General features: G+C 54.1%; 22 protein-coding genes. 16 read left to right on the top strand and 6 right to left on the bottom strand.

Annotated elements, in window-relative coordinates:
• Positions 1–58 precede the first annotated feature (58 nt).
• On the top strand, positions 59–1,009 hold the full coding sequence (locus COO92_RS03245; protein WP_101299813.1) for a DMT family transporter: 951 nt from the start codon (positions 59–61) through the stop codon (positions 1,007–1,009).
• Here the strand turns inward: COO92_RS03245 and COO92_RS03240 are convergent.
• Complete coding sequence (locus tag COO92_RS03240) at positions 999–1,745, bottom strand: SDR family oxidoreductase (RefSeq protein WP_101299811.1); 747 nt, start codon at positions 1,743–1,745, stop codon at positions 999–1,001. The two genes, COO92_RS03245 and COO92_RS03240, sit on opposite strands and share 11 nt — an antisense overlap.
• Positions 1,746–1,858: 113 nt before the next feature.
• Between COO92_RS03240 and COO92_RS03235 the strand changes: the two genes are divergently transcribed.
• Complete coding sequence (locus COO92_RS03235; protein WP_101299809.1) at positions 1,859–2,260, top strand: winged helix-turn-helix transcriptional regulator; 402 nt, start codon at positions 1,859–1,861, stop codon at positions 2,258–2,260.
• 105 nt (positions 2,261–2,365) lie between these two features.
• Here the strand turns inward: COO92_RS03235 and COO92_RS03230 are convergent, their stop codons facing one another.
• Together COO92_RS03230 and COO92_RS03225 are read right to left on the bottom strand one after the other, a co-directional pair.
• Positions 2,366–3,043: a response regulator gene (locus tag COO92_RS03230; protein WP_101299807.1), complete on the bottom strand. Its 678-nt coding sequence runs from the start codon at positions 3,041–3,043 to the stop codon at positions 2,366–2,368.
• Positions 3,044–3,202: 159 nt separating this feature from the next.
• Entirely contained in the window at positions 3,203–3,523 is a 321-nt protein-coding gene (locus COO92_RS03225) for a DUF1476 domain-containing protein (protein ID WP_022733038.1), read from the bottom strand.
• 160 nt (positions 3,524–3,683) lie between these two features.
• Here COO92_RS03225 and COO92_RS03220 point away from each other — a divergent pair, with 160 nt between their 5' ends.
• From COO92_RS03220 to purL, 5 genes are all read left to right on the top strand, one after another.
• Positions 3,684–4,463: an NRDE family protein gene (locus COO92_RS03220; protein WP_101299805.1), complete on the top strand. Its 780-nt coding sequence runs from the start codon at positions 3,684–3,686 to the stop codon at positions 4,461–4,463.
• A 213-nt stretch (positions 4,464–4,676) separates the two neighbouring features.
• Positions 4,677–5,435: a phosphoribosylaminoimidazolesuccinocarboxamide synthase gene (gene purC / locus COO92_RS03215; RefSeq protein WP_022733036.1), complete on the top strand. Its 759-nt coding sequence runs from the start codon at positions 4,677–4,679 to the stop codon at positions 5,433–5,435.
• Positions 5,436–5,561: 126 nt separating this feature from the next.
• Positions 5,562–5,801: a phosphoribosylformylglycinamidine synthase subunit PurS gene (purS, locus tag COO92_RS03210; protein WP_101300054.1), complete on the top strand. Its 240-nt coding sequence runs from the start codon at positions 5,562–5,564 to the stop codon at positions 5,799–5,801.
• An 80-nt stretch (positions 5,802–5,881) separates the two neighbouring features.
• The gene (purQ, locus tag COO92_RS03205; protein ID WP_101299803.1) at positions 5,882–6,571 is read left to right on the top strand and encodes a phosphoribosylformylglycinamidine synthase subunit PurQ; all 690 of its coding nucleotides are present in this window, start codon (positions 5,882–5,884) and stop codon (positions 6,569–6,571) included.
• Positions 6,568–8,778: a phosphoribosylformylglycinamidine synthase subunit PurL gene (gene purL, locus COO92_RS03200; RefSeq protein WP_101299802.1), complete on the top strand. Its 2,211-nt coding sequence runs from the start codon at positions 6,568–6,570 to the stop codon at positions 8,776–8,778. Before purQ ends, purL begins: the two co-directional genes overlap by 4 nt.
• Positions 8,779–8,837: 59 nt before the next feature.
• On the opposite strand, the gene COO92_RS03195 is transcribed toward purL, so the two are convergent.
• Positions 8,838–9,656, bottom strand: a complete 819-nt coding sequence (locus COO92_RS03195) for a helix-turn-helix domain-containing protein (protein WP_101299800.1) — start codon at positions 9,654–9,656, stop codon at positions 8,838–8,840.
• Positions 9,657–9,788: 132 nt separating this feature from the next.
• Here COO92_RS03195 and COO92_RS03190 point away from each other — a divergent pair, with 132 nt between their 5' ends.
• Positions 9,789–10,193 carry a hypothetical protein gene (locus COO92_RS03190; protein WP_133125040.1) on the top strand — a complete coding sequence of 135 codons (405 nt, stop codon included), beginning with the start codon at positions 9,789–9,791 and terminating at the stop codon, positions 10,191–10,193.
• Positions 10,194–10,311: 118 nt separating this feature from the next.
• Here the strand turns inward: COO92_RS03190 and COO92_RS03185 are convergent, their stop codons facing one another.
• Positions 10,312–11,511, bottom strand: a complete 1,200-nt coding sequence (locus tag COO92_RS03185; protein ID WP_101299796.1) for an Mrp/NBP35 family ATP-binding protein — start codon at positions 11,509–11,511, stop codon at positions 10,312–10,314.
• 416 nt (positions 11,512–11,927) lie between these two features.
• Here COO92_RS03185 and hflK point away from each other — a divergent pair, with 416 nt between their 5' ends.
• The 4 genes from hflK (at position 11,928) to COO92_RS03165 (ending at position 15,943) form a co-directional block, all read left to right on the top strand.
• Positions 11,928–13,058: an FtsH protease activity modulator HflK gene (gene hflK, locus COO92_RS03180; protein ID WP_101299794.1), complete on the top strand. Its 1,131-nt coding sequence runs from the start codon at positions 11,928–11,930 to the stop codon at positions 13,056–13,058.
• The gene (gene hflC, locus COO92_RS03175; protein WP_101299792.1) at positions 13,058–13,930 is read left to right on the top strand and encodes a protease modulator HflC; all 873 of its coding nucleotides are present in this window, start codon (positions 13,058–13,060) and stop codon (positions 13,928–13,930) included. Before hflK ends, hflC begins: the two co-directional genes overlap by 1 nt.
• A gap of 117 nt (positions 13,931–14,047) precedes the next feature.
• Positions 14,048–14,239 (top strand): DUF2065 family protein, encoded by a 192-nt coding sequence (locus tag COO92_RS03170; protein ID WP_022733027.1) that lies wholly within the window; start codon positions 14,048–14,050, stop codon positions 14,237–14,239.
• 207 nt (positions 14,240–14,446) lie between these two features.
• Positions 14,447–15,943, top strand: coding sequence for a DegQ family serine endoprotease (locus tag COO92_RS03165; protein ID WP_101299790.1), 1,497 nt, complete (start codon positions 14,447–14,449; stop codon positions 15,941–15,943).
• 82 nt (positions 15,944–16,025) lie between these two features.
• On the opposite strand, the gene serB is transcribed toward COO92_RS03165, so the two are convergent.
• On the bottom strand, positions 16,026–16,916 hold the full coding sequence (gene serB / locus COO92_RS03160) for a phosphoserine phosphatase SerB (protein WP_101299788.1): 891 nt from the start codon (positions 16,914–16,916) through the stop codon (positions 16,026–16,028).
• 160 nt (positions 16,917–17,076) lie between these two features.
• On the opposite strand from serB, the gene COO92_RS03155 reads away from it, so the two are divergent.
• From COO92_RS03155 to COO92_RS03140, 4 genes are all read left to right on the top strand, one after another.
• Positions 17,077–17,334: a type II toxin-antitoxin system Phd/YefM family antitoxin gene (locus COO92_RS03155; protein ID WP_022733024.1), complete on the top strand. Its 258-nt coding sequence runs from the start codon at positions 17,077–17,079 to the stop codon at positions 17,332–17,334.
• Positions 17,334–17,756 carry a type II toxin-antitoxin system VapC family toxin gene (locus COO92_RS03150; RefSeq protein ID WP_101299786.1) on the top strand — a complete coding sequence of 141 codons (423 nt, stop codon included), beginning with the start codon at positions 17,334–17,336 and terminating at the stop codon, positions 17,754–17,756. Before COO92_RS03155 ends, COO92_RS03150 begins: the two co-directional genes overlap by 1 nt.
• 19 nt (positions 17,757–17,775) lie before the next feature.
• The gene (gene miaA, locus COO92_RS03145) at positions 17,776–18,741 is read left to right on the top strand and encodes a tRNA (adenosine(37)-N6)-dimethylallyltransferase MiaA (protein ID WP_101299784.1); all 966 of its coding nucleotides are present in this window, start codon (positions 17,776–17,778) and stop codon (positions 18,739–18,741) included.
• A gap of 152 nt (positions 18,742–18,893) precedes the next feature.
• Positions 18,894–20,657, top strand: a complete 1,764-nt coding sequence (locus COO92_RS03140; protein ID WP_101299782.1) for an acetolactate synthase 3 large subunit — start codon at positions 18,894–18,896, stop codon at positions 20,655–20,657.
• Positions 20,658–20,707: the final 50 nt, after the last annotated feature.

The following is a 20,707-nucleotide window of genomic DNA, read 5'->3' as shown; positions in this document are numbered from 1 at the left end:
TGTAGCCGATCTGCGTGCTGCCTACAATCTGGCAATCACCGCCACCGAAAGTACCGCCATGAAACGCAGCATCCCCACCTCGTATCTTGTTTTTGGTTTTCTGGCCCTTCTTTGGGGCATGACGTTTTTGTTCAACAAGATCGCAGGCGGTGTGGTGTCTCCGATGCAGATCGTTATGGTGCGTGTGGTGATAGGGTTTTTGCCCGTGCTGGCTTTTGCCCTGTCGCGCAAAGTTCTGCGCTGGGAGCATGTCCGCTACATCCACCATTTTGTGGTGATGTCGCTGATGGCGGCTACCGTTTACTATTTTGCCTTTGCCAAAGGCATTTCACTTTTGCCAACAAGCAGCGCGGGCATGCTAAGCGGTGCAATCCCGCTTTTTTCCTTTGTCGGAGCGGCGATTTTCCTGCGCAGCGAACCGGTTAACTTTCGCTCCATCACCGGCCTTTTGATCGGGTTTGGCGGGGTCATTGTGATTGCACGGCCCTGGGACGCCAATATTGCCAACAATGATTTGACCGGTGTTCTGTACATCGCGTTTGGATCAGCATGTGTTGGACTGTCGTTTGTCTATGCCCGAAAGTTCCTGAGCCCGCTTGGCATTTCACCGATTGCGCTGTGCACGTATCAGTTGGGCCTGTCGTCACTGACCGCCATGGTGATTGGCGATTTTGATGGACTTGAGATGATCTTCACCGACTGGAAAGCCGCAGGATCGCTGTTTATTGGGCTGGGCCTGTTTGGCACGGGCATCGCCTTTATGTGCTTTTATTATTTGGTCGAGAACCTTGGTGCGGTCAAAACCGCCAGTGTCACCTATATCCCGCCGGTGATCGGCCTTTTGACCGGAGCGTTGATCTTGGGCGAAACGGTTCACCTGTTTGATCTCATTGCGATGGCAGCAATCATAACCGGAGTTGTCGTCATGCAGTCAGGCCAGCCGCGCAAGGCGGACAGGAATAGCACCCATTCCCGTCCGCCAGAGCTCCGCCCGGCGACTAACCGTTAATCGCGGTGAAGGCCGCTTCGTAACGGTGTTCGGCCTCGGCATTGCGCTGGAAGCTCACGCGTGACACCAGAATTTCACCCGGCACTTGGTCGCGCGACATGATGCCGACCACCTCATCAGTGAATTCCTGCAGGGACATTGCGGCTTCGATCTTTGACTGCCCCGGTGTGAGTTCGGTTGCAACCAGTGGCGGCGCGATTTCATGCACGGCGACCGATGTCCCGCGCAATTGATGACGCACGGCCTGCGTCCATGAATGGATGGCTGCCTTTGTGGCCGAGTAAACCGGGTTTGCGGCCTTGGGCACGAAGGCGAGCCCGGATGACACCGTAATCAATGCCGACTTGGGCCGGGATTGCAAATGCGGCAGGAAGGCCGCCGCCATGGCAATGGGTGCGGTCAGGTTTGTAGCAATCGTCCGGTTTGCGACATCAACGGTGACCGAGCTGGCGGTGTAGTCCTCCCCCTCCATGATGCCGGCGTTGAGAATCACGGTATCAAGCTCGGGATGATCGCTAATCACCTTGGCCGGAAACGCAGCCAGTGCAGCATCATCGGTGACATCGAGCTGATATCCTACCATATCCGAATTACGGTCGAGCACGGCCTGCAGGCTTTCCTGCTTGCGCCCGGTGACAATGATGCGGTTGCCTTTGGATTGAAGGGCTTCTGCCAGAGCCAGGCCAATTCCCGAATTGCCACCGGTGATAAGAATGGTACGATTTATAAAACTCATTGGATGGGTCCTTTCCAGATCAGGTCTTTGGATGACCTGAAGATGACCTTTGTGCTAACTTAAGGGAAGAAGGCACCAAAAAGTTTTATACTTACCTAAAAGAGAGTATGGGAATGGCAGAGGGATCGCTACAGCACGAACTCAACAGTATTCCGCCAACCGACCCTGCGGTCGACAAGCTGGTCGAAGAAATCATTGGTCGGGTTGCCGATAAATGGACGATGCTTCTGATCGAAATTCTAACCGAGAAAAAATGCTGCCGCTTCAGTGAACTGGCCCGCGAATGTGAAGGCATCAGCCAGAAGATGCTGACGCAAACCTTGCGTGCGCTGGAACGGGACGGTCTTGTCACCCGCACGGTCTATCCCGTCGTCCCGCCCAAGGTGGAATACCGGTTAACAGAGCTGGGATTGGGCCTCAGCAAAGCCTTTTGCGGGGTCTGGCTGTGGGCAGAGGCGAACTTTGATACCATCGAAAAAGCCCGGGCAGACTATGCCTGCAAACAGGAAGGCTGAGTGCAGCCCGTACCGGAAACGACATCCGCAATGGCAACAAAAAACGGCCCGTGAAAAACACGGGCCGGATCGCAAGCTCAAACAAAGCTGCCTTTGACGAGTATATTACAAAGTTCCCGAGCGCGCCATATCTTCAAGCGCGGTTTTTACCGCTTGGGCGCGGTTCGAAACGTTGAGTTTGCGATAGATGTTTTTCAGGTGATATTTCACCGTGATTTCACGCAGATCAAGATGGCGTGCAATATCCTTGTTCGGACGACCTTCAGATAGCAACGCCAGTACTTCGCGTTCGCGCGGTGTAAGTCGGGCAAAATCCCCCTCGACCCCGAAACCACCCGCCATACGCTTTTCGCGATCAGGACCACCGACAATACCGTCGGTCATATCATTGAGAATGGACGATGGCAGGTATTTTTCACCGGCAAGGACAAGCTGAATGGCATTTGCCAAGGCCTGCCCGCGCAGCGTTTTGGGAATAAACCCCTGTGCACCTGCCTCAATGGCGTGGCGGACATCCTCGCTGCGATAAGCTCCGGACAGCAAAACAACCGCCGTGGTTTCGGTGACCTTCTGAAGTGTCCGCTTAAGGCCTTCAAGCCCGTTCATGCCCGGCATCCGCAGATCGAGCAGAACAAGGTCGAAATCATTGGTTGCCGCAATATGATCAAGCGCCGGATCCAATGCCCCGGCTTCGACGACTTCGCAATCTTCGAAATATTGCTGAAACAGCAACGATAATGCTTCACGAACCAGGTCGTGATCGTCTGCCAATAGGATACGCAAAACCCTTGCCCTTCTTTCCCAAGTAGACATCTCCACCCAGATGCCATGAGTACCACACTAAGAAGTTGCACCCGTTGTTTTTATTGTTTCCAGTCGGAGAATACGGGACCCCTTAGGCGTTTGCAAACACGAAGATTTTTGCAAGGGTTTTGACTGCGTTTAACCCGCAAGCATTTCCGCACGTGCAATCGGGCGCAATTGTTCGAGTTTCGCCTGCAGCGTGCTAACGGTTACATCAATGTTGTTGCGGCCGAAATCCGCCAGCAAAAAAGTAACAATGCTGTTTTCTTTGGGGTTTGCGATCACTTCGCCAATGACTTTCTTGGCATAGGCATCACAATCGGCCGGGGCCATGCCCATCTGTTCGCCAGCCCACACCGCCAGCATCTTGTAAAGATGGGCTTCGATGCGAAAATCCTGTTCCAGATCAAAGCTGTATTTGGCCTCAAAGCCCCGTTCACGATCATTAAAATTGTTCATGATGTTCCCTCCTGCCGGTTTGACGTCCGATTGTTCAAATAGATTACGGTTAGATTGATAGGCCAGATTGATAGGTGTGACCGGACAGAGGTAATTTCATCCCTTCATCGGTCACTTTTGAATTTGACAAATATGCCCCCATGACGCTTTGATCTGGCTCATGTGTACTGTCATTATTTTACGCCGCCCCGACCACGAATGGCCTGTCATCATTGGCGCCAATCGCGACGAAATGAACAACCGCCCGTGGCAGCCCCCGGCCCGCCACTGGGAAGACCGCCCCCATGTGATTGCCGGCCTGGATGAAACAGCCGGTGGCACATGGCTTGGCATCAACGAAGACGGTGTGGTTGCCGCCGTGCTGAACCGGTTTGGCACCCTTGGCCCAGCCGATGGCAAACGATCACGCGGTGAATTGCCGCTTGAAGCACTTGATCATGCCGATGCAATTGATGCGGCACAGGCACTGGCCGAACTTGATGGCACCGCCTATCGGCCATTTAACATGGTGATTGCCGATAACCGTGATGCATACTGGCTTGCCAATCATGGCGAAGGCAAGATTGAAATCACCGACATTCCCGAAGGTCTGTCGATTGTCACCGCCCACGATCTGAACGACACGGAAAATAGTGCCCGGACAAAACGCAATCTGCCGCGTTTCATCAGCGCCCCGGCCCCCAATCCCGAAGCCGATGACTGGTTTGCCTGGCAGGCGCTTCTGGCGGATACCGGAACTCTGCCAGCCGACCCGGATCATCACGATATTCGCGCCGATGCGATGCTGGTCCGAAGCAATATCGGATTTGAAACCCTGTGTTCATCCGTGATCGGCCTGCCGGCGATTCCCACTGACAAAAACGAACTTCCCCGTCGTCCTGTCTGGTTATTTTCCAACGGGCAACCCGATGAGACCCCGTTTCATCCGGTGGCACTATAAACCGGCAACTGTTTGTAAAAACGGCGTAATACAATGGAAATATTGCATTGCGGCACCGTTCGGCGTGACGGTTGCAAAATACGATTATCAAGTCTGCATAAATAGACCTTACGCGACAATTGAGTTTCTCGCCCAGCACTGCTATATGGGGGGCGCGATTTTCAGGGTGCTCGGGGACACTCCCCGCAAGCCAAGATGTGAAAGATCCCGCCAATGTCCAGAAAGACGCCCATCTATGAGGGCAAAGCCAAGGTTCTTTACGAAGGTACCGAACCCGGCACGATCATTCAGTATTTCAAGGATGATGCCACCGCCTTTAACGCGCAGAAGCGCGGCACGATTGCAGGCAAGGGTGTGCTCAACAACATGATTACCGAATTCGTCATGACCCGTCTGGCGGAAATCGGCATCCCGACCCACTTCATTCGCCGCCTGAACATGCGCGAACAGCTGTGCCGCAAATGTGAAATCGTTCCGATCGAAGTTGTCGTGCGCAACATCGTGGCCGGATCGATGGCAAAGCGTCTTGGCCTTGAAGAAGGCGAACGTCTGCCGCGTCCGATTGTCGAATTTTATTACAAAGACGACGATCTTGGCGATCCGCTGGTATCTGACGAACATATCCTCGCACTGGGCTGGGCAAGTGCCGAAGAGCTTGAGGAAATTGTCGGTATGACGCTGCGTGTCAATGACTACCTGTGTGGTCTGATGCGCGGTATCGGCATCAAACTGGTTGATTTCAAACTTGAATTTGGCCGTGTTTGGGAAGGCGATTTTGCCCATCTGGTTCTGGCCGATGAGTTTAGCCCGGACAACTGCCGTCTTTGGGATGCAGAAACCAACGAAAAGATGGATAAGGACCGTTTCCGCCGCGACATGGGTGGCGTTGAAGAGGCCTATCAGGAAGTCGCCCGCCGTCTTGGTGTGCTGCCTGAATCCGCCGAAATAGAAATGCTCAATAAAGACAAATAATCCCAAGGCCGCGTTCGCGCGGCCTTTTTCTTATGGCTGATCGGTGATCGATGTCATCGGACAGCGTTTTGTTTGCAAGCAATATCGCGCATGCGCCTTCGCATGCGAACGTTAAAGGAGCTTCCCGTGAAAGCACGTGTTCATGTCACCCTGAAGAACGGTGTTCTTGATCCGCAAGGCAAAGCCGTTCACCACGCCCTTCAGGGTCTTGGTTTTGATGGCGTTAATGACGTCCGTCAGGGCAAGTTCATTGAACTGGAAATCGACGGTACGGATACAGCCAAGGCCAAAGCCGAGGTCACCGAAATGTGCGAGAAGCTTCTCGCCAATACCGTGATCGAAGACTACACCATCGAGCTGGCTTAACCGCCCCGCCAAGGTTTTGCTTCGGCAGACTTTTGCGGTTCGAGATTACGTAACGGACCCTAATCGAGAGACGGTATTTCATGAAATCCGCTGTCATCCTGTTTCCCGGCATCAACCGGGAAAATGACGCCATCGCAGCCTTAAAACAGGCGACCGGCACCCAGCCGACCCTGGTTTGGCATGGCGAAACCGAGCTTCCCAACGTCGACATCATCATGGTTCCCGGCGGCTTTTCTTATGGTGACTATCTGCGCTGCGGGGCGATGGCTGCCAAATCGCCGATCATGCGCGCCGTTGCCGATCGCGCAAGCCAGGGTGTGACCATTCTGGGCGTGTGTAACGGTTTCCAGATTTTGACAGAAGCAGGTCTTCTGCCCGGTGCGCTGATGCGTAACGCCAGCCTGAAATTCATTTGCAAAAACACGCATCTGAAAATCGAAAACACCACAACCCGCTTTACCAACCAGTATGGCAAAGGCGATGTGGTCGATTATCCGGTGGCCCATCATGATGGCAATTATTTTGCCGATGAAGACACGCTCAACCGTCTTGAAGGCGAAGGCCGCGTTGTCCTGCGCTACTGCGATGCCAATGGTGCCGTTGACACAGAAACCAACCTTAATGGGTCGCAGCGCAACATCGCAGGCATCATCAACGAGGCGGGCAATGTTCTTGGCATGATGCCCCATCCGGAAAACGCCATTGATCCGCTACATGGCGGGATTGATGGTCGCGGTCTGTTCAAAAGCATGGTGGAGGCCGTATCGTGAGCACCAACCAATTCAACAGCACACCGATCACGCCTGAACTGGTCAAAGAACACGGCCTGAACGAGGAAGAGTACAAACTCGTCCTCGAAATCATGGGCCGTGAACCCAACATCAACGAACTTGGTATTTTTTCGGTTATGTGGTCTGAGCATTGCTCCTACAAATCATCGAAAAAATGGCTGAAAACGCTGCCGACCAAGGCCGACTGGGTTATTCAGGGTCCGGGTGAAAACGCCGGTGTGATTGACATCGGCGATGGTCAGGCCGCCATTTTCAAAATGGAAAGCCACAATCATCCGTCGTTCATCGAACCTTATCAGGGGGCGGCAACCGGTGTTGGCGGCATCATGCGTGATGTCTTCACCATGGGCGCACGTCCGATTGCCAACCTCAATGCGCTGCGCTTTGGCGCGCCTGAGCATCCGAAAACACGCCACTTGCTTAGCGGCGTTGTCGAAGGCATCGGCGGGTATGGCAACTGCATGGGCGTTCCGACCATTGGTGGCGAAACCAACTTCCATGCGTCCTATAACGGCAATATCCTGGTCAATGCGATGACCGTGGGTCTGGCCGATACGGACAATATTTTCTATTCCGCAGCGGCTGGTATTGGTAACCCGGTTGTTTATGTCGGGTCGAAAACCGGTCGTGACGGTATCCATGGTGCGACCATGGCATCGGCCGAGTTTGATGATGACAGCGATGAAAAGCGCCCCACCGTTCAGGTTGGCGATCCGTTCACCGAGAAACTTCTGCTTGAAGCCTGCCTTGAACTGATGGCAACCGACATGATCGTTGCCATTCAGGATATGGGGGCTGCTGGCCTGACGTCATCCTCGTTCGAGATGGCGTCCAAAGGCGGCGTTGGTGTTGAGCTGTGGCTTGATAAAGTGCCAATGCGCGAAGAAGGCATGACGCCCTATGAGCTGATGCTGTCAGAGTCACAGGAACGCATGCTGATGGTGCTGAAACCCGGTTGCGAAGAGGCCGCCAAGGCGATCTTTGACAAATGGGAACTCGACTTTGCGGTGATCGGCACGCTGACTGATACCAAACGCATGGTTCTGAAATGGCATGGTGAACTTGCCGGTGATCTTCCGATTGATCCGCTGGCCGAAGCATCCCCAGAATATGACCGCCCATGGGAAGAGACGCCAAAACAGGACCGCATTGATCCGGCCAGCCTTTCGGGCAAGGTCGATCATATCGATGCACTGAAAACCCTGATTGCGTCGCCTGATTTGGCTTCACGTCGCTGGATCTGGGAACAGTATGACCATCTGGTCATGGGCAACACGATTGTCCGTCCGGGCGGGGATGCCGGTGTTGTGCGTGTTTCTGGCACCAATAAGGGCATTGCAGCCACCACCGACTGTACCCCGCGTTATGTCATGGCCGATCCGGTCGAAGGCGGCAAACAGGCTGTTGCCGAAGCATATCGCAACCTGATCGCGACCGGTGCCAAACCGCTGGCGATCACCGACAATATGAACTTTGGCAACCCGGAACGCCCGCGCATCATGGGTCAGTTTGTCGGCGCCTGTAAGGGCATTGCAGACGCCTGCATCACGCTGGAATTCCCGGTCGTGTCGGGCAACGTGTCGCTTTACAACGAAACCAATGGCGAAGGCATCATGCCAACCCCCGCCATTGGCGGCGTTGGCGTGATTTCCGATCTGGCTCATCATGCCACCATCGGCCTTAAAGCTGGTGAAGGTGCGCTGGTCATGATCGGTGCGGCCACGGGCGAATTGGGTCAGTCGTTGTATCTCAAGACCATCGAAGGTCGCGAAGAAGGTGCACCGCCGCCGGTTGATCTGAATGCGGAAAAACGTGCCGGTACGCTGGTGCGCGAATTGATTGAGCTTGGTGCTGTCAAAACCTGCCACGATATCGCCGATGGCGGCCTTTTGGTCACCGTTGCTGAAATGTGCATGGCGGGCAAGATCGGTGCGGACGTCAGCCTGCCAGAACAGGGCAGCGAAGCCGCATGGCTGTTTGGCGAAGATCAGGGCCGCTACGTGATCGCAACCAGCGATCCGGACAAGGTTCTGAATGCTGCGGCAAGTGCCAATGTTGCCGCCGTCATCGTTGGTCAGATCGGTGGCGATGCCATCAGCATCGAAGGCGACGCCAAAGTCAGCGTTTCCGACCTGCGCGATCTGAACGAAGGCTGGATGCCGTCCTTCATGGCAGACGCCACCTAATCAGCGGTCATTTTCTGCAAACACAAAACCCCGCCAGAGCAATCCGGTGGGGTTTTGTTTTAAAGACCGGATGCCAATTGGCGCAACGCATGTCCCGTCGCGGCGTCCGCAGGCAATAGCGTCTCGATTGCCAATTCTGACAATGTGACTTCGACCGGTGTCCCAAACACGGTCGTCGTGCTGACAAACCGTAATGTGCCAATCTCTGTTTGCAGCACCAATGGCACCACAAGCCCGGACAAGGCCCCGGCATCTGCCGGTGGCGTGTTTTCAGCACCCTTTGCCGTCGGTGGCATGCGATAATGGCTGGCTTCGTCATACAGACCACGCAGCTTGGGATCCGCTGTCACCTCGATCTGGCGGCGCAGACGATCAAGCAAATGATCCTTCCATTGGATATAATTGACCACACGCGATGCCAGACCATCGGGATGCAGGCTCAGCCGCAACAGGTTTACCGGCGGACGCAGTAACTCAGCATCAACACCGCCAAGCATCAAAGGGACAATCTTGTTGGCAGCCACCATGTTCCAGTGTCGATCCATGGCAAGTGCCGGATAAGGTTCATGCGCCGACAGAATTTGATCAACAGCTGCGCGTATCGCCATTGACTGATCATCGGCAAAATCATGTTCGGCATAGATCGGCGCAAAACCGCCAGCAACCAGCAAACTGTTACGTTCACGCAGGGGAATTTCAAGACAATCGGAAAGATGCAGAACCATGTCCCGGCTGGGCTTTGATCGACCGGTTTCAAGGAAACTGAGATGCCGCGTTGAAATCTGCGCCATACCTGCAAGGTCAAGCTGGCTCAACCGGCGTTGTTTGCGCCATGCTTTCAAAACACCTGAAAATGTGTCGCGGTTTATCTGGTTCATTGTTTGCCCTGCATGAATTTGACACAGACTATCATTAAACAATTCGACGTGACATTACCTCCGAGGTAATCGCGGCCATTACCTGTCGCCGATATGCTGCAGCCATCACAACCAACCCGAAAGGTTAGAACGATGTCTGTAGCTTCTTCTGCAAAATTGCTAAAAACTGTATTGGTGCTCGACGCCGCAACCTGCCTTGCCTTTGGCGTCCTGCTAACCCTTGGCGCAGACCTTCTGGGTGAATGGTTTGGCCTGCCGAGCGACCTTCTTCTGATTGCTGGTGTGATTTTGTTTCCCTGTGCCGTCCTGATGTATGTCACCGGACGTCAGGCAACACCAAGTCCCGCACTGGTTTGGCTGATTATCATTGGCAATGTCGGATGGGTCATCGCAAGCATTGCCGTCCTGCTGCTGCCCGCCATGTCGCCCTCGTTACTCGGCTTTGGCTTTGTCATCGTGCAGGCATTGGCAGTTTGCCTATTGGCTGGGCTGGAATACCGGATGCTTGCGAGCACCGGCAAGCTTGCAACGGCTTAAATCCTTCTGCCCCAAGTCCCAAGTCCCAAGTCCCAAACCGCAAAAGCAAAACCCCGCCAGCATACTGGCGGGGTTTGATCGTTTTCTGATTTGCCAAAAGACCTTGGCAGAACAGTCGTTACTTAAAGCTGATCTTCGGGAACAGGCTTTTTTTCTTGGGCTCGGACACGGGACCAACCTGTTCGTCAATTGCCGCTGCAATCTTGTCGGCAATCGCGCCATAGGCCTTGGTGTGTTCGCCGTCCGGGTCTGAATGGACAATCGGCTTGCCTTCATCCGCCCCCAGACGAATTTTCAGATCAAGCGGGATTTCGCCAAGGAACGGCACATTCAGCTCATCGGCTGCTTTATGCGCACCACCGTGATCAAACACATGGTCGATATGGCCGCACTCCGGGCATTTGTAATAGGACATGTTTTCGATCAGGCCAAACACCGGCACATTGACCTTGCGGAACATGTTAAGCCCTTTGCGAGCATCCAAAAGGGCGATGTCCTGCGGGGTGGAAACGATCACCGCCCCGGTAACAGGCACACGCTGCGCCATGGAAAGTTGAATATCGCCTGTTCCCGGCGGCATATCGACAACCATCACGTCGAGAACGCCCCAATCGGTATCGCGCAGAAGCTGTTCAAGTGCGCCCATCGCCATCGGGCCGCGCCAGATCACCGGTTGTTCTTCGTCAATCATAAAGCCAATCGACATGATCCGAATGCCAAAGGCCGATGGTGGGGTCATTTTGCCATCAATATCAGATGGTTTCGGTTTGGCATCGCGAAGCCCCAGCATCCGCGGCAGACTCGGGCCATAGATATCGGCATCCAGCAAACCGACCTTAAGCCCCTTGGCCGCCAGCGACAGCGCCAGATTGACCGAGGTGGTCGATTTACCAACCCCGCCCTTACCCGACGCCACCGTAATGATGCTGCGCACGTCAGGCAGTTCAAGCGGCTTTTGGCCGCCACCCTGAGGACGTTGCCCCACCTGACCTGCTTGCCCGGAAGCCGCACCAGCAGGGCGTGACGGGCCACCCGGTGCCTTTGGCGCGCTATCGGGTGCACCCTTGGCGCGCTCGGCGGTCAGGGCCACACGGGCCGTTGTGACCCCGTTCACAGCAGCCACCGCCTTCTCAGCAGTCTGGCGCAAATCTTCGAGGGACGGTCCGCGTTGCGGATCAACAGCAATCATGATATTGACTGTTTGGTCATTTATATCAATACCTTGCACCATATCCTTGGCGACGATTGATTGGCCGTCTACCGGGTCGATCACGCTGTTAAGGGCGGCGATAATCTGTTCACGGTTGGGCGAGGTCATATTGCGGTCTCCAATTTGTGCCTTAAGTCCGGGATCATATAGAACTTGCAAGCGCGTATCGTTGTTTTGCAAGGCAAGCTGTCATATAAGGCGAAAGAGCATGCGCCGTCCAACAAGTTTCAGTGTGTTTGTTTTTGGCGTACTGTTTGACTTAAATACGAGCGGGAAAATCGATGGGCACCATCGCCGACCCGATGCGGTAAAGTCAAATAGCGTTAAAACAAGACCGTCGGGCCAGATCATCTTTAGATTGTCTGTTGCCCGCAGCGCCAAGCCCGTTTACGCGTAGTGAGCTACGCCCTGCCGGTTTATCCTTGCAGGACAAAAGGCTGGCTTGGCACAATGGAGTTTGTTGGACGGAGCGTGCGCTCGGTAACCAAAATAAACACCGAACGGCAAGAAGAGGAAAACACTCGATGCCATGGAATTCACAAGGGGGCGGTGGCCCCTGGGGCAGCGGCGGAAATAATGGCGGCGGTCAAAACCCGTGGGGACAGCGTCCTTCGGGTGGTGGCGGCGGCGGTGGAAATACGCCCCCCGATTTTGACGAAATGATTCGCAAGAGCCAGGAACGCCTGAAACGGCTGTTCCCCGGCGGTGGCGGATACAAGGGCTTCGTGCTGATTGGTATCGCGATCATCGGGTTGTGGCTTTTGACCGGCTTTTACCGTGTCCAACCGGGCGAACAGGGTGTCACACTTATGTTCGGCAAATGGGTTGGCACAACGGGTCCGGGTCTGAACTATTTCCTTCCGGCCCCGATTGGCGAGGTTATTAAACCGAACGTCGAACGGACCAACCAGATCGAGATCGGTTATCGCGGCAATGGTACTGTCGGCAGTGGCGGCACCCGGGACGTTCCGGAAGAAAGCCTGATGCTGACGGGTGATCAGAACATCATCGACATTGACTATGTGGTTCAGTGGCGCATCAGCGACGCTGGCTCCTATCTGTTTAATGTCCGTGATCCTGAAAACACGATCAAGCTTGCAGCAGAAAGTGCGATCCGCGAAGTCATCGGCAAAACCAATCTGGAAGAAGCCCTGACTGTCGGTCGCGTCCGGGTTGAAGAACAGACACGTGTTTTGCTTCAGGCGATTATGGACGGCTATGAGTCGGGCGTTTTCATTGCTGAAGTAAAAATGCAGAAAGTGGATCCGCCGCGTGACGTTATTGATGCGTTTAACGATGTGCAGCGTGCGCGTCAGGACCGTGATCGTTCCCAGAACGAAGCACTGGCCTATCGCAATGACATCATCCCGCGTGCAAAAGGTGAAGCAGAACGAACCATTCTGCAGGCCCGCGCATATAAGGATCGCGTGACCAAGGAAGCACAGGGTGAAGCAGAACGCTTTACCTCGATCTATAATTCCTATCTGACCGCGCAAGATGTCACCACGCGCCGCCTGTATCTTGAAACGATGCAGGAAATTCTGAGCAAATCTGACAAAGTCATTATTGATCAGAAATCTCAGGGGAATGGCGTTGTGCCGTATCTTCCGCTGCCGGAAATTGAAAAACGTGCAAATGCAGGAGGCAATAAATAATGGCAAGTCCTAAACTTATTGCCGCAGGCGTCGTTGTCGTTATCGCCGCCGTAGTTGGCTCCATGTGTGTGTTTACCGTACGTCAGGACCAGCAGGCGCTTGTTCTTCAGTTTGGTAATCCGGTCCATGCTGTTTCCGAACCGGGTCTGCATTTCAAACTGCCGATCCAGAACGTGGAATATTATGAGCGCCGTATTCTGGAGCTTGACCCGCCGGTCCAGCAGGTTCTTCTGTCGGATCAGAAGCGTGTCAATGTTGACAGCTTTGCCCGCTGGAAAATCGTTGATCCGCTGACCTTCCGTCAACGTGCGACCAACACAACGAACTTTGTTCAGTTGTTTGGCCAGCGTCTGAACTCGGTGATCCGTGGTGAATTGGCACAGGCCCCGCTTGTGACACTTCTGTCGGACAACCGTGCGCAGATCATGGAAAAGATCCAGTCCAGTCTGATCGAACCAGCCAAGGAATTTGGTGTTGAACTGATTGACGTGCGTATTGGTCGTACCGATCTGCCACAGGAAACGTCCCAGGCGGTGTATAACCGTATGCGTTCTTCCCGTATTGCCGAGGCCGCACAGCTTCGCGCAGAAGGTGAAGAGCTCAAGGCGAAAATTCAGGCAGAAGCGGATCGTGAACGCATCGGCATCCTTGCCGAGGCAAGCCGTCAGGCTGAGGTTCTTAGCGGTGAAGGCGACGCGGAACGAAACATCGTTCTGGGTAAAGCCTATGGCCAAGACGCGGAATTCTTCGAATTTTATCGTTCGCTAGAATCCTACAAATCCGCGCTTTCGAACGGCTCGACCATGGTGCTTTCACCAGACAGCGAGTTTTTCCAATACTTTAATAAGTCGGCGCCGCAAACAAGCCGCTAGACAAAACACAAGGGCGACCTGCATATTAGTCAGGTCGCCCTTTTTGTTTTCATAATTTTGATCTGTTAGCAAACATAGCTGACGGACATAAAAAAAACCGCCGGAACGTCCGCACCCATGAAGGAACTTGCCACAGCCATACTTCTGGCGATTGCGCTAGAAGGCATGTTTTATTCGCTGTTTCCGGGCGGCATGAAACGGGTGATGGAAATGGTTCAGGAAATCCCGGAATCACAACTTCGTGCAGGCGGACTGATTGCAGCCATAGCAGCAATTGGGGCAATTTGGGCCGTGCGAACCTGGCTGTAAGACTGGGTTTTTGGCTGGAAAACAGCAGCAGTACGGAGTTATCGCCACAATAAAGTGATGATATTTCCTTCTTTTTCCTCAGGCTTGCCCAAATTCTGCCAAAGTCGGGTTTAATTTGGATAGTTAAGCGATGGGTGAATTACGAGGCTCCATCGCGCGCTGCAACATACAAATACCGTGAACGCGGCAACGAACAGGATCAAAAACATGCTACAGGCATTCTACAACCCGGTGCGGAGCAAAGTAAGCGCAGCACTGGTGATTGTTCTTCTTGGCGTGACCAGTGTTTCGCAAATCGCGAATGCCCGCCCCGCTCCTGACAGCTTCGCAGATCTGGCTGAACGCCTTCTGCCCAGTGTTGTGAACATCGCGACCAGCCAAATGGTTGCTGATCGTCAGGGACCAGACTTCCAGTTTCCTCCCGGCTCGCCTTTTGAAGACCTTTTCCGCGATTTCATGGATCGCAACGGTCAGGGCGGCGAACAGGGTGGCCCAAGCCCGCAGAAACGCCGTGCCACAGCCCTTGGTTCGGGTTTCATCATTTCAGCCGATGGCTATATCGTAACCAACAATCACGTCATTGATGGCGCCGATGAAATCAGCGTTCGCCTTCATGATGGTGACACGCTTGACGCCAAACTGATTGGCCGCGACCCCAAAACCGACGTTGCCTTGCTTAAGGTCGAGCCAAAAGAAGACCTGCCATTTGTTAAATGGGGCAGTTCCGATGATGCGCGTATTGGCGATTGGGCCATGGCGATCGGCAACCCGTTTGGTCTTGGTGGCACTGTGACGGCCGGGATCGTTTCGGCCCGTAACCGTAACATCAACCAGGGTCCGTATGATGACTTCATCCAGACCGATGCCTCAATCAACCGTGGCAACTCTGGCGGTCCACTGTTTAACCTTGATGGCGACGTGATCGGCATTAACAGTGCGATCTATTCCCCGTCAGGTGGTTCTGTCGGTATCGGCTTTGCCATCCCGTCGGCAATCGCCCAAAGCGTTGTCGACCAGCTTAAAGAATACGGCCGTACCCGTCGCGGGTGGCTTGGTGTTCACATCCAGACCGTTACCGAAGACATCGCAGACTCGGTCGGCCTTGATGAAAGTGCTGGTGCAATGGTTGCCGGTGTCTCGGACGAAGGTCCGGCCAAAGAAGCTGGCATCAAACAGGGTGACGTCATTCTGACCTTTGATGGCAAGAAAGTCGAAAGCATGCGCAACTTGCCGCGCATCGTTGCAGAAACCAAAATCGGCAAGGACGTCGATGTGGTGATCTGGCGTGACGGCAAAAAGCAGACCGTACAGGTCGAGCTTGGCGAACTTGAAGAAGACGTCGTTGCCGCAAATGCACCGGCCAACGACCAAACCGAAGCCCCGGCAATTGCCGAAGCATCGGTTGACGCCCTTGGCATCAAGATTGCCAACGTTAATGACGAACTGCGCACCCGCTATAACCTTGCAGAAGGTACCGAGGGTGTCATCGTCACCGACGTCAGCAGCGACAGCTTTGCTGCTGAAAAGGGTGTCCGTCCGGGCGACATCATCATTGAAGCGTCGCATAGTTCGGTGTCAAACGTCGAAGACGTCATGGATGCGGTTAAGTCCGCCGTTGACGATGAAAAACGCACCATCCTGATGTTGATCGAAACATCGGCTGGCGCGCGTTACTTTGGCCTGACGCTGAACAGCACCGAATAAACCGTTCGGTACGTCTCAGACATCAAAAAGGGCGGCCTGTTTCACACAGGTCGCCCTTTTTCGTTAACTTGGGTTTCGTCAATCAAACAACGAATTCAGATTTCCGATACCCTTGCAGATACAAAAGTGCGGTCAGATCACCATGATTGATGCAGATACGCGCCTGTTCGCGCACCGATGGCTTGGCGTGGAAGGCCACACCGGTTCCGGCGAGCGAAATCATCTGAAGGTCATTGGCCCCATCGCCAACTGCCATCGCATCATCCACTGTCATGCCATGTTCTTCGGTCAGGTTTTCAAGCGCATCAACCTTGGCCTGACGGTCTAGAACCGGCTTTTGCACCTTGCCGGTCAATTTACCGTCTCTGGTCATCAAAACATTGGCCTGATCAAAATCAAAGCCAAGCTCCTTGCGAACCGCTGCGGTAAAGAAATCAAACCCACCCGACACAAGGGCGGCAAACGCGCCATTGGCCTTCATCGTCGCGACCAGCGTCTTGGCCCCGCCGGTATATTCAACCGTTTTCCATGCTTCGGCCAACATATCGGTCGACATGCCATCCAAAAGCCCGACCCGTTCATCAAGGGCGGCTTCAAAATCAAGCTCGCCATTCATCGCGCGCGCGGTGATCGCCGCAACCCGGTCCTTGACCCCGGCAAACTCAGCCAGTTCATCCAACGTTTCACCCGTGACCATGGTACTGTCCATATCAGCAATCAGAAGCTTTTTGCGCCGGGTGGCAATCTTTTGGGTGACGGCGTCGACTTCAAGCTCGGCCTCGGCCAGCGTGGTGTCGGCGACATCAAGGGTGATGCCGTCGAACTCAAGGTCACAGGCCTCCCCACCGGCAAGCCAGCTTACACCGCCAACAAGTGCCCCCGCCCCGGTCAGCGCAATCGCCGCACGATCAATGATGTCATCTGTCAGTGCACTCGAGTTCGGGGCAGCAATCAGGGTCAGTACCAATTTCATGGTATGGAGGCTCCTTGGCGGAAAAGAGATTAAACCGATATATCGCCTTTATCCGGATTGCATCGAACCATGACAAGAGCGTTTGTTGATTTTGTCGATTATCTTGATCTGAACTCCTTTCGATTGTAGTATTGTTTCTACATTTTTAAGGAGGTGCGATATGGGAATTACGACAATATCAAGCCGTGAATTCAATCAGGATACAAGCAGCGCAAAGAAAGCATCCAATAGCGGTCCGGTTGTGATCACCGACCGGGGCAAGCCATCGCATGTTTTGTTATCGATTGAAGAGTATCAGAAGCTGACCGGCAACCTGCCATCGATTGTCGAGTTGCTGGCGATGCCTGCTGACACTGGCGATTTTGCCTTCGACCCGCAACCGACCCATATCGGTATAAAGTCGGCTGACCTGTCCTGATGTTTATCCTTGATACCAATGTCATATCCGAACTGCGCAAGGCGGTATCGGGCCGTGCGGACGAAAACGTTGTTGCCTGGGCACGCTCGGTATCGACGGTTAGCCTGTATATGTCAGCGATCAGTGTGCTGGAAATTGAAACCGGCATTTTGAAAATCGCACGCAAAGATGCCCAACAGGCGCAATTGCTGCATGACTGGTTTGAAGAACAGGTTTTGGCAGCATTTCACGAACGCATCTTGCCGATTGACCACATCATTGCGCGCAAATGTGCAAGTTTGCATGTTCCCGACCCCAAATCAGAACGTGACGCCCTGATTGCCGCAACCGCACTGGTTCATGGCATGACAATTGTGACGCGCAATGTAAAAGACTTTGATCAAACAGGCGCGCGTCTGTTTGATCCATGGCACCCGAATTGATCAGAGACGAATTTATAAAATGCCCACACCCAATAAACCCGACTTCCAGCCCGTCCTGATCGTTGCCGGCCCCACTGCCAGCGGCAAGTCTGCACTTGCCCTTGATATGGCCAATACCTTTGACGGTGTGGTGATCAATGCCGACAGCATGCAGGTCTATAAAGAACTGCGTGTGCTCAGTGCGCGGCCCGACGATGGCGAACTTGCCCGTGCGCCGCATCGTTTGTATGGGGTTCTTTCCGGGGCCGAGGCCTGCTCAGCCGGGAAATGGCGTGAAATGGCAATGGCCGAAATTGCCGAGTGTCACGCCAAGGGCAAACTTCCGATCATTACCGGGGGTACTGGCATGTATTTAAATGCGCTGACCGCCGGGATTGCGCCGATCCCGGATGTTCCGATGCGGATTCGCGAGACCGTTACCGCCGAACTGGCCGAAATGGGCCACGTCGCGTTCTTTGACAAACTCAAACGCGATGACCCGGAAACCGCCGCGAAGCTTGATGGCAACAACACCCAAAGGATGATTCGCGCCGCCGAAGTTTTTGCCCATACCGGACGTGGATTGGCCAGTTGGCACAACGAGCCCGTACTGACGCCGCCCGAAAACATGTTTTTCAAGAAGCTTTGTTACATGCCGCCGCGCGACATTCTGTATGACCGCTGCAATCGGCGTTTTGATCTGATGATCGCGCAAGGCGCACTTGACGAAGTTCGTGATCTGATCGCCTTGAATTTGCCGCCAACAGCGCCTGTAATGAAGGCTGTCGGCGTCAGAGAGCTTTCCTCATACTTATCGGGCACCACCGATCTTGAGACCGCGCGCGACCTGTCGCAACGCGAAACCAGACGCTATGCCAAACGGCAATTAACCTGGTTTCGCCATCAGATGACCGACAAGGAAATCATCGACACGCAATATTCGGAAAGTTTGGCGGACAAATTGCGTCATGATATTAACCAATTTCTGTTGACCACGCCAAAGTGAGGCGATAGGTTGGCGCTTCCACCGCCGGAATGGCGGAAAACCGCCGTTTCGGCGGATTTTTCAACTCCAATTCGAGGATAATTGGATCATGTTTCAACCACGCGGTTATCACGCGACACGTTGTTGTCGCTAAGTAAAGAGGCTCGAAAATCATGGCAGAACGTATTTTGAACGGTTCGGAAGTAGTGTTGCAGGCCCTTGCAGATCAGGGTGTGGAAGTCGTGTTCGGCTATCCCGGCGGCGCTGTCCTACCGCTATATGACGAGATATTTAAACAGAACCGAATTCGTCACGTTCTCGTGCGCCATGAACAGGCTGCTGTCCACGCTGCTGAAGGTTACGCCCGCTCGACCGGTAAGGTCGGCGTTGTGCTTGTAACCAGCGGACCGGGGGCAACCAATGCCGTAACGGGCCTTACCGATGCGTTGATGGACTCGATTCCAGTTGTCTGCCTGACCGGTCAGGTGCCGACCCATTTGATCGGCAATGATGCGTTTCAGGAAGCCGACACCACCGGCATTACCCGCCCGTGCACCAAGCATAACTATCTGGTGAAAGATCCGGAACGTCTTGCCCGCACCATGCATGAAGCCTTCCACGTTGCGTCTTCCGGGCGTCCGGGGCCGGTTGTGATTGACCTTCCCAAGGATATTCTGGTTGGCAAGGCGCCGTACCTTGAACCGTCACAGGTTCAGCACCGGACCTATAACCCGGTGGTCAAAGGCGACCGTGGTCAGATCGAACAAGCCCTTGAAATGCTGGCATCGGCCAAAAAACCGATCCTGTATTGCGGCGGCGGTGTGATCAATTCGGGCGAACAAGCCTGTAAGCTTCTGGCGGAATTCACCCGCACCACCGGCATTCCGATCACGCTGACCCTGATGGGTCTTGGTGCCTATCCGGCGTCTGACAAGCAGCACCTTGGCATGCTGGGCATGCACGGAACCTACGAAGCCAACATGGCGATGCATGATTGCGATGTCATGTTTGCCGTTGGTGCACGTTTTGATGACCGTGTAACCGGCAACCTTGATTTCTTTGCGCCGGGATCACAGAAAGTCCAGATTGATATTGATCCAAGTTCGATCAACAAAAACGTTCCGGTCGATATCGGCATTGTTGGCGACATCGGTCACGTTCTTGAAGACATGATCAAAATCTGGAAAGCCAAGCAATACAAGCTCGACGCACAGGCGCTTGATGGCTGGTGGAAAGAGATTGAAGGCTGGCGTGAAAAACACTGCCTGTCCTACAAGCAGCCCAAAGACGTGATCAAGCCACAGCACGTTATTCGCCGTGTGCATGCCCTGACCCGTGATCGCAAAACCTATATCACCACCGATGTGGGGCAGCACCAGATGTGGGCCGCCCAGCATTTCGGGTTTGAACACCCGTATGAATGGATGACGTCCGGTGGTCTTGGCACCATGGGATACGGCATGCCTGCCGCCCTTGGCGTTCAGGTTGCCCACCCGGATGCAACGGTTGTCTGCTTTACCGGTGATGCGTCGATCATGATGAACATTCAGGAATGCGCGACGATGACGCAGTATCGTCTGCCGATCAAAACCGTGATCCTGAACAACCGTTACATGGGCATGGTCCGCCAGTGGCAGCAGCTTCTGCACGGGTCGCGCTATTCCGAAAGTTATAGCGAAACCCTGCCCGACTTCGTCAAATTGTCCGAGGCCTTCGGCTTTACCGGCATGAAGTGCGAAAATCCGGCTGATCTTGATGATGCCATTGCCAAGATGCTCGAAATTGATGGTCCGGTTATTCTGGATGTTGCTGTCGATGATAAGGAAAACTGCTATCCGATGATCCCGTCGGGCAAGCCGCACAATGAAATGCTGCTTGGGCAGGAAACCAACGGCAACGAAGCCATTGATTCCGACGAAGGAATGGTTCTGGTCTGATCCGCACCCAATAAAAGCGTGAGACGACATCATCAAAACCATAATGAAAA

Origin of the sequence: Thalassospira lohafexi (assembly GCF_002844275.1) — a bacterium.
Taxonomy (GTDB): Bacteria; Pseudomonadota; Alphaproteobacteria; order Rhodospirillales; family Thalassospiraceae; genus Thalassospira; species Thalassospira lohafexi.
Note: the sequence above shows the minus strand (reverse complement) of the source record. Positions and strands in the feature narration are given on the sequence as shown.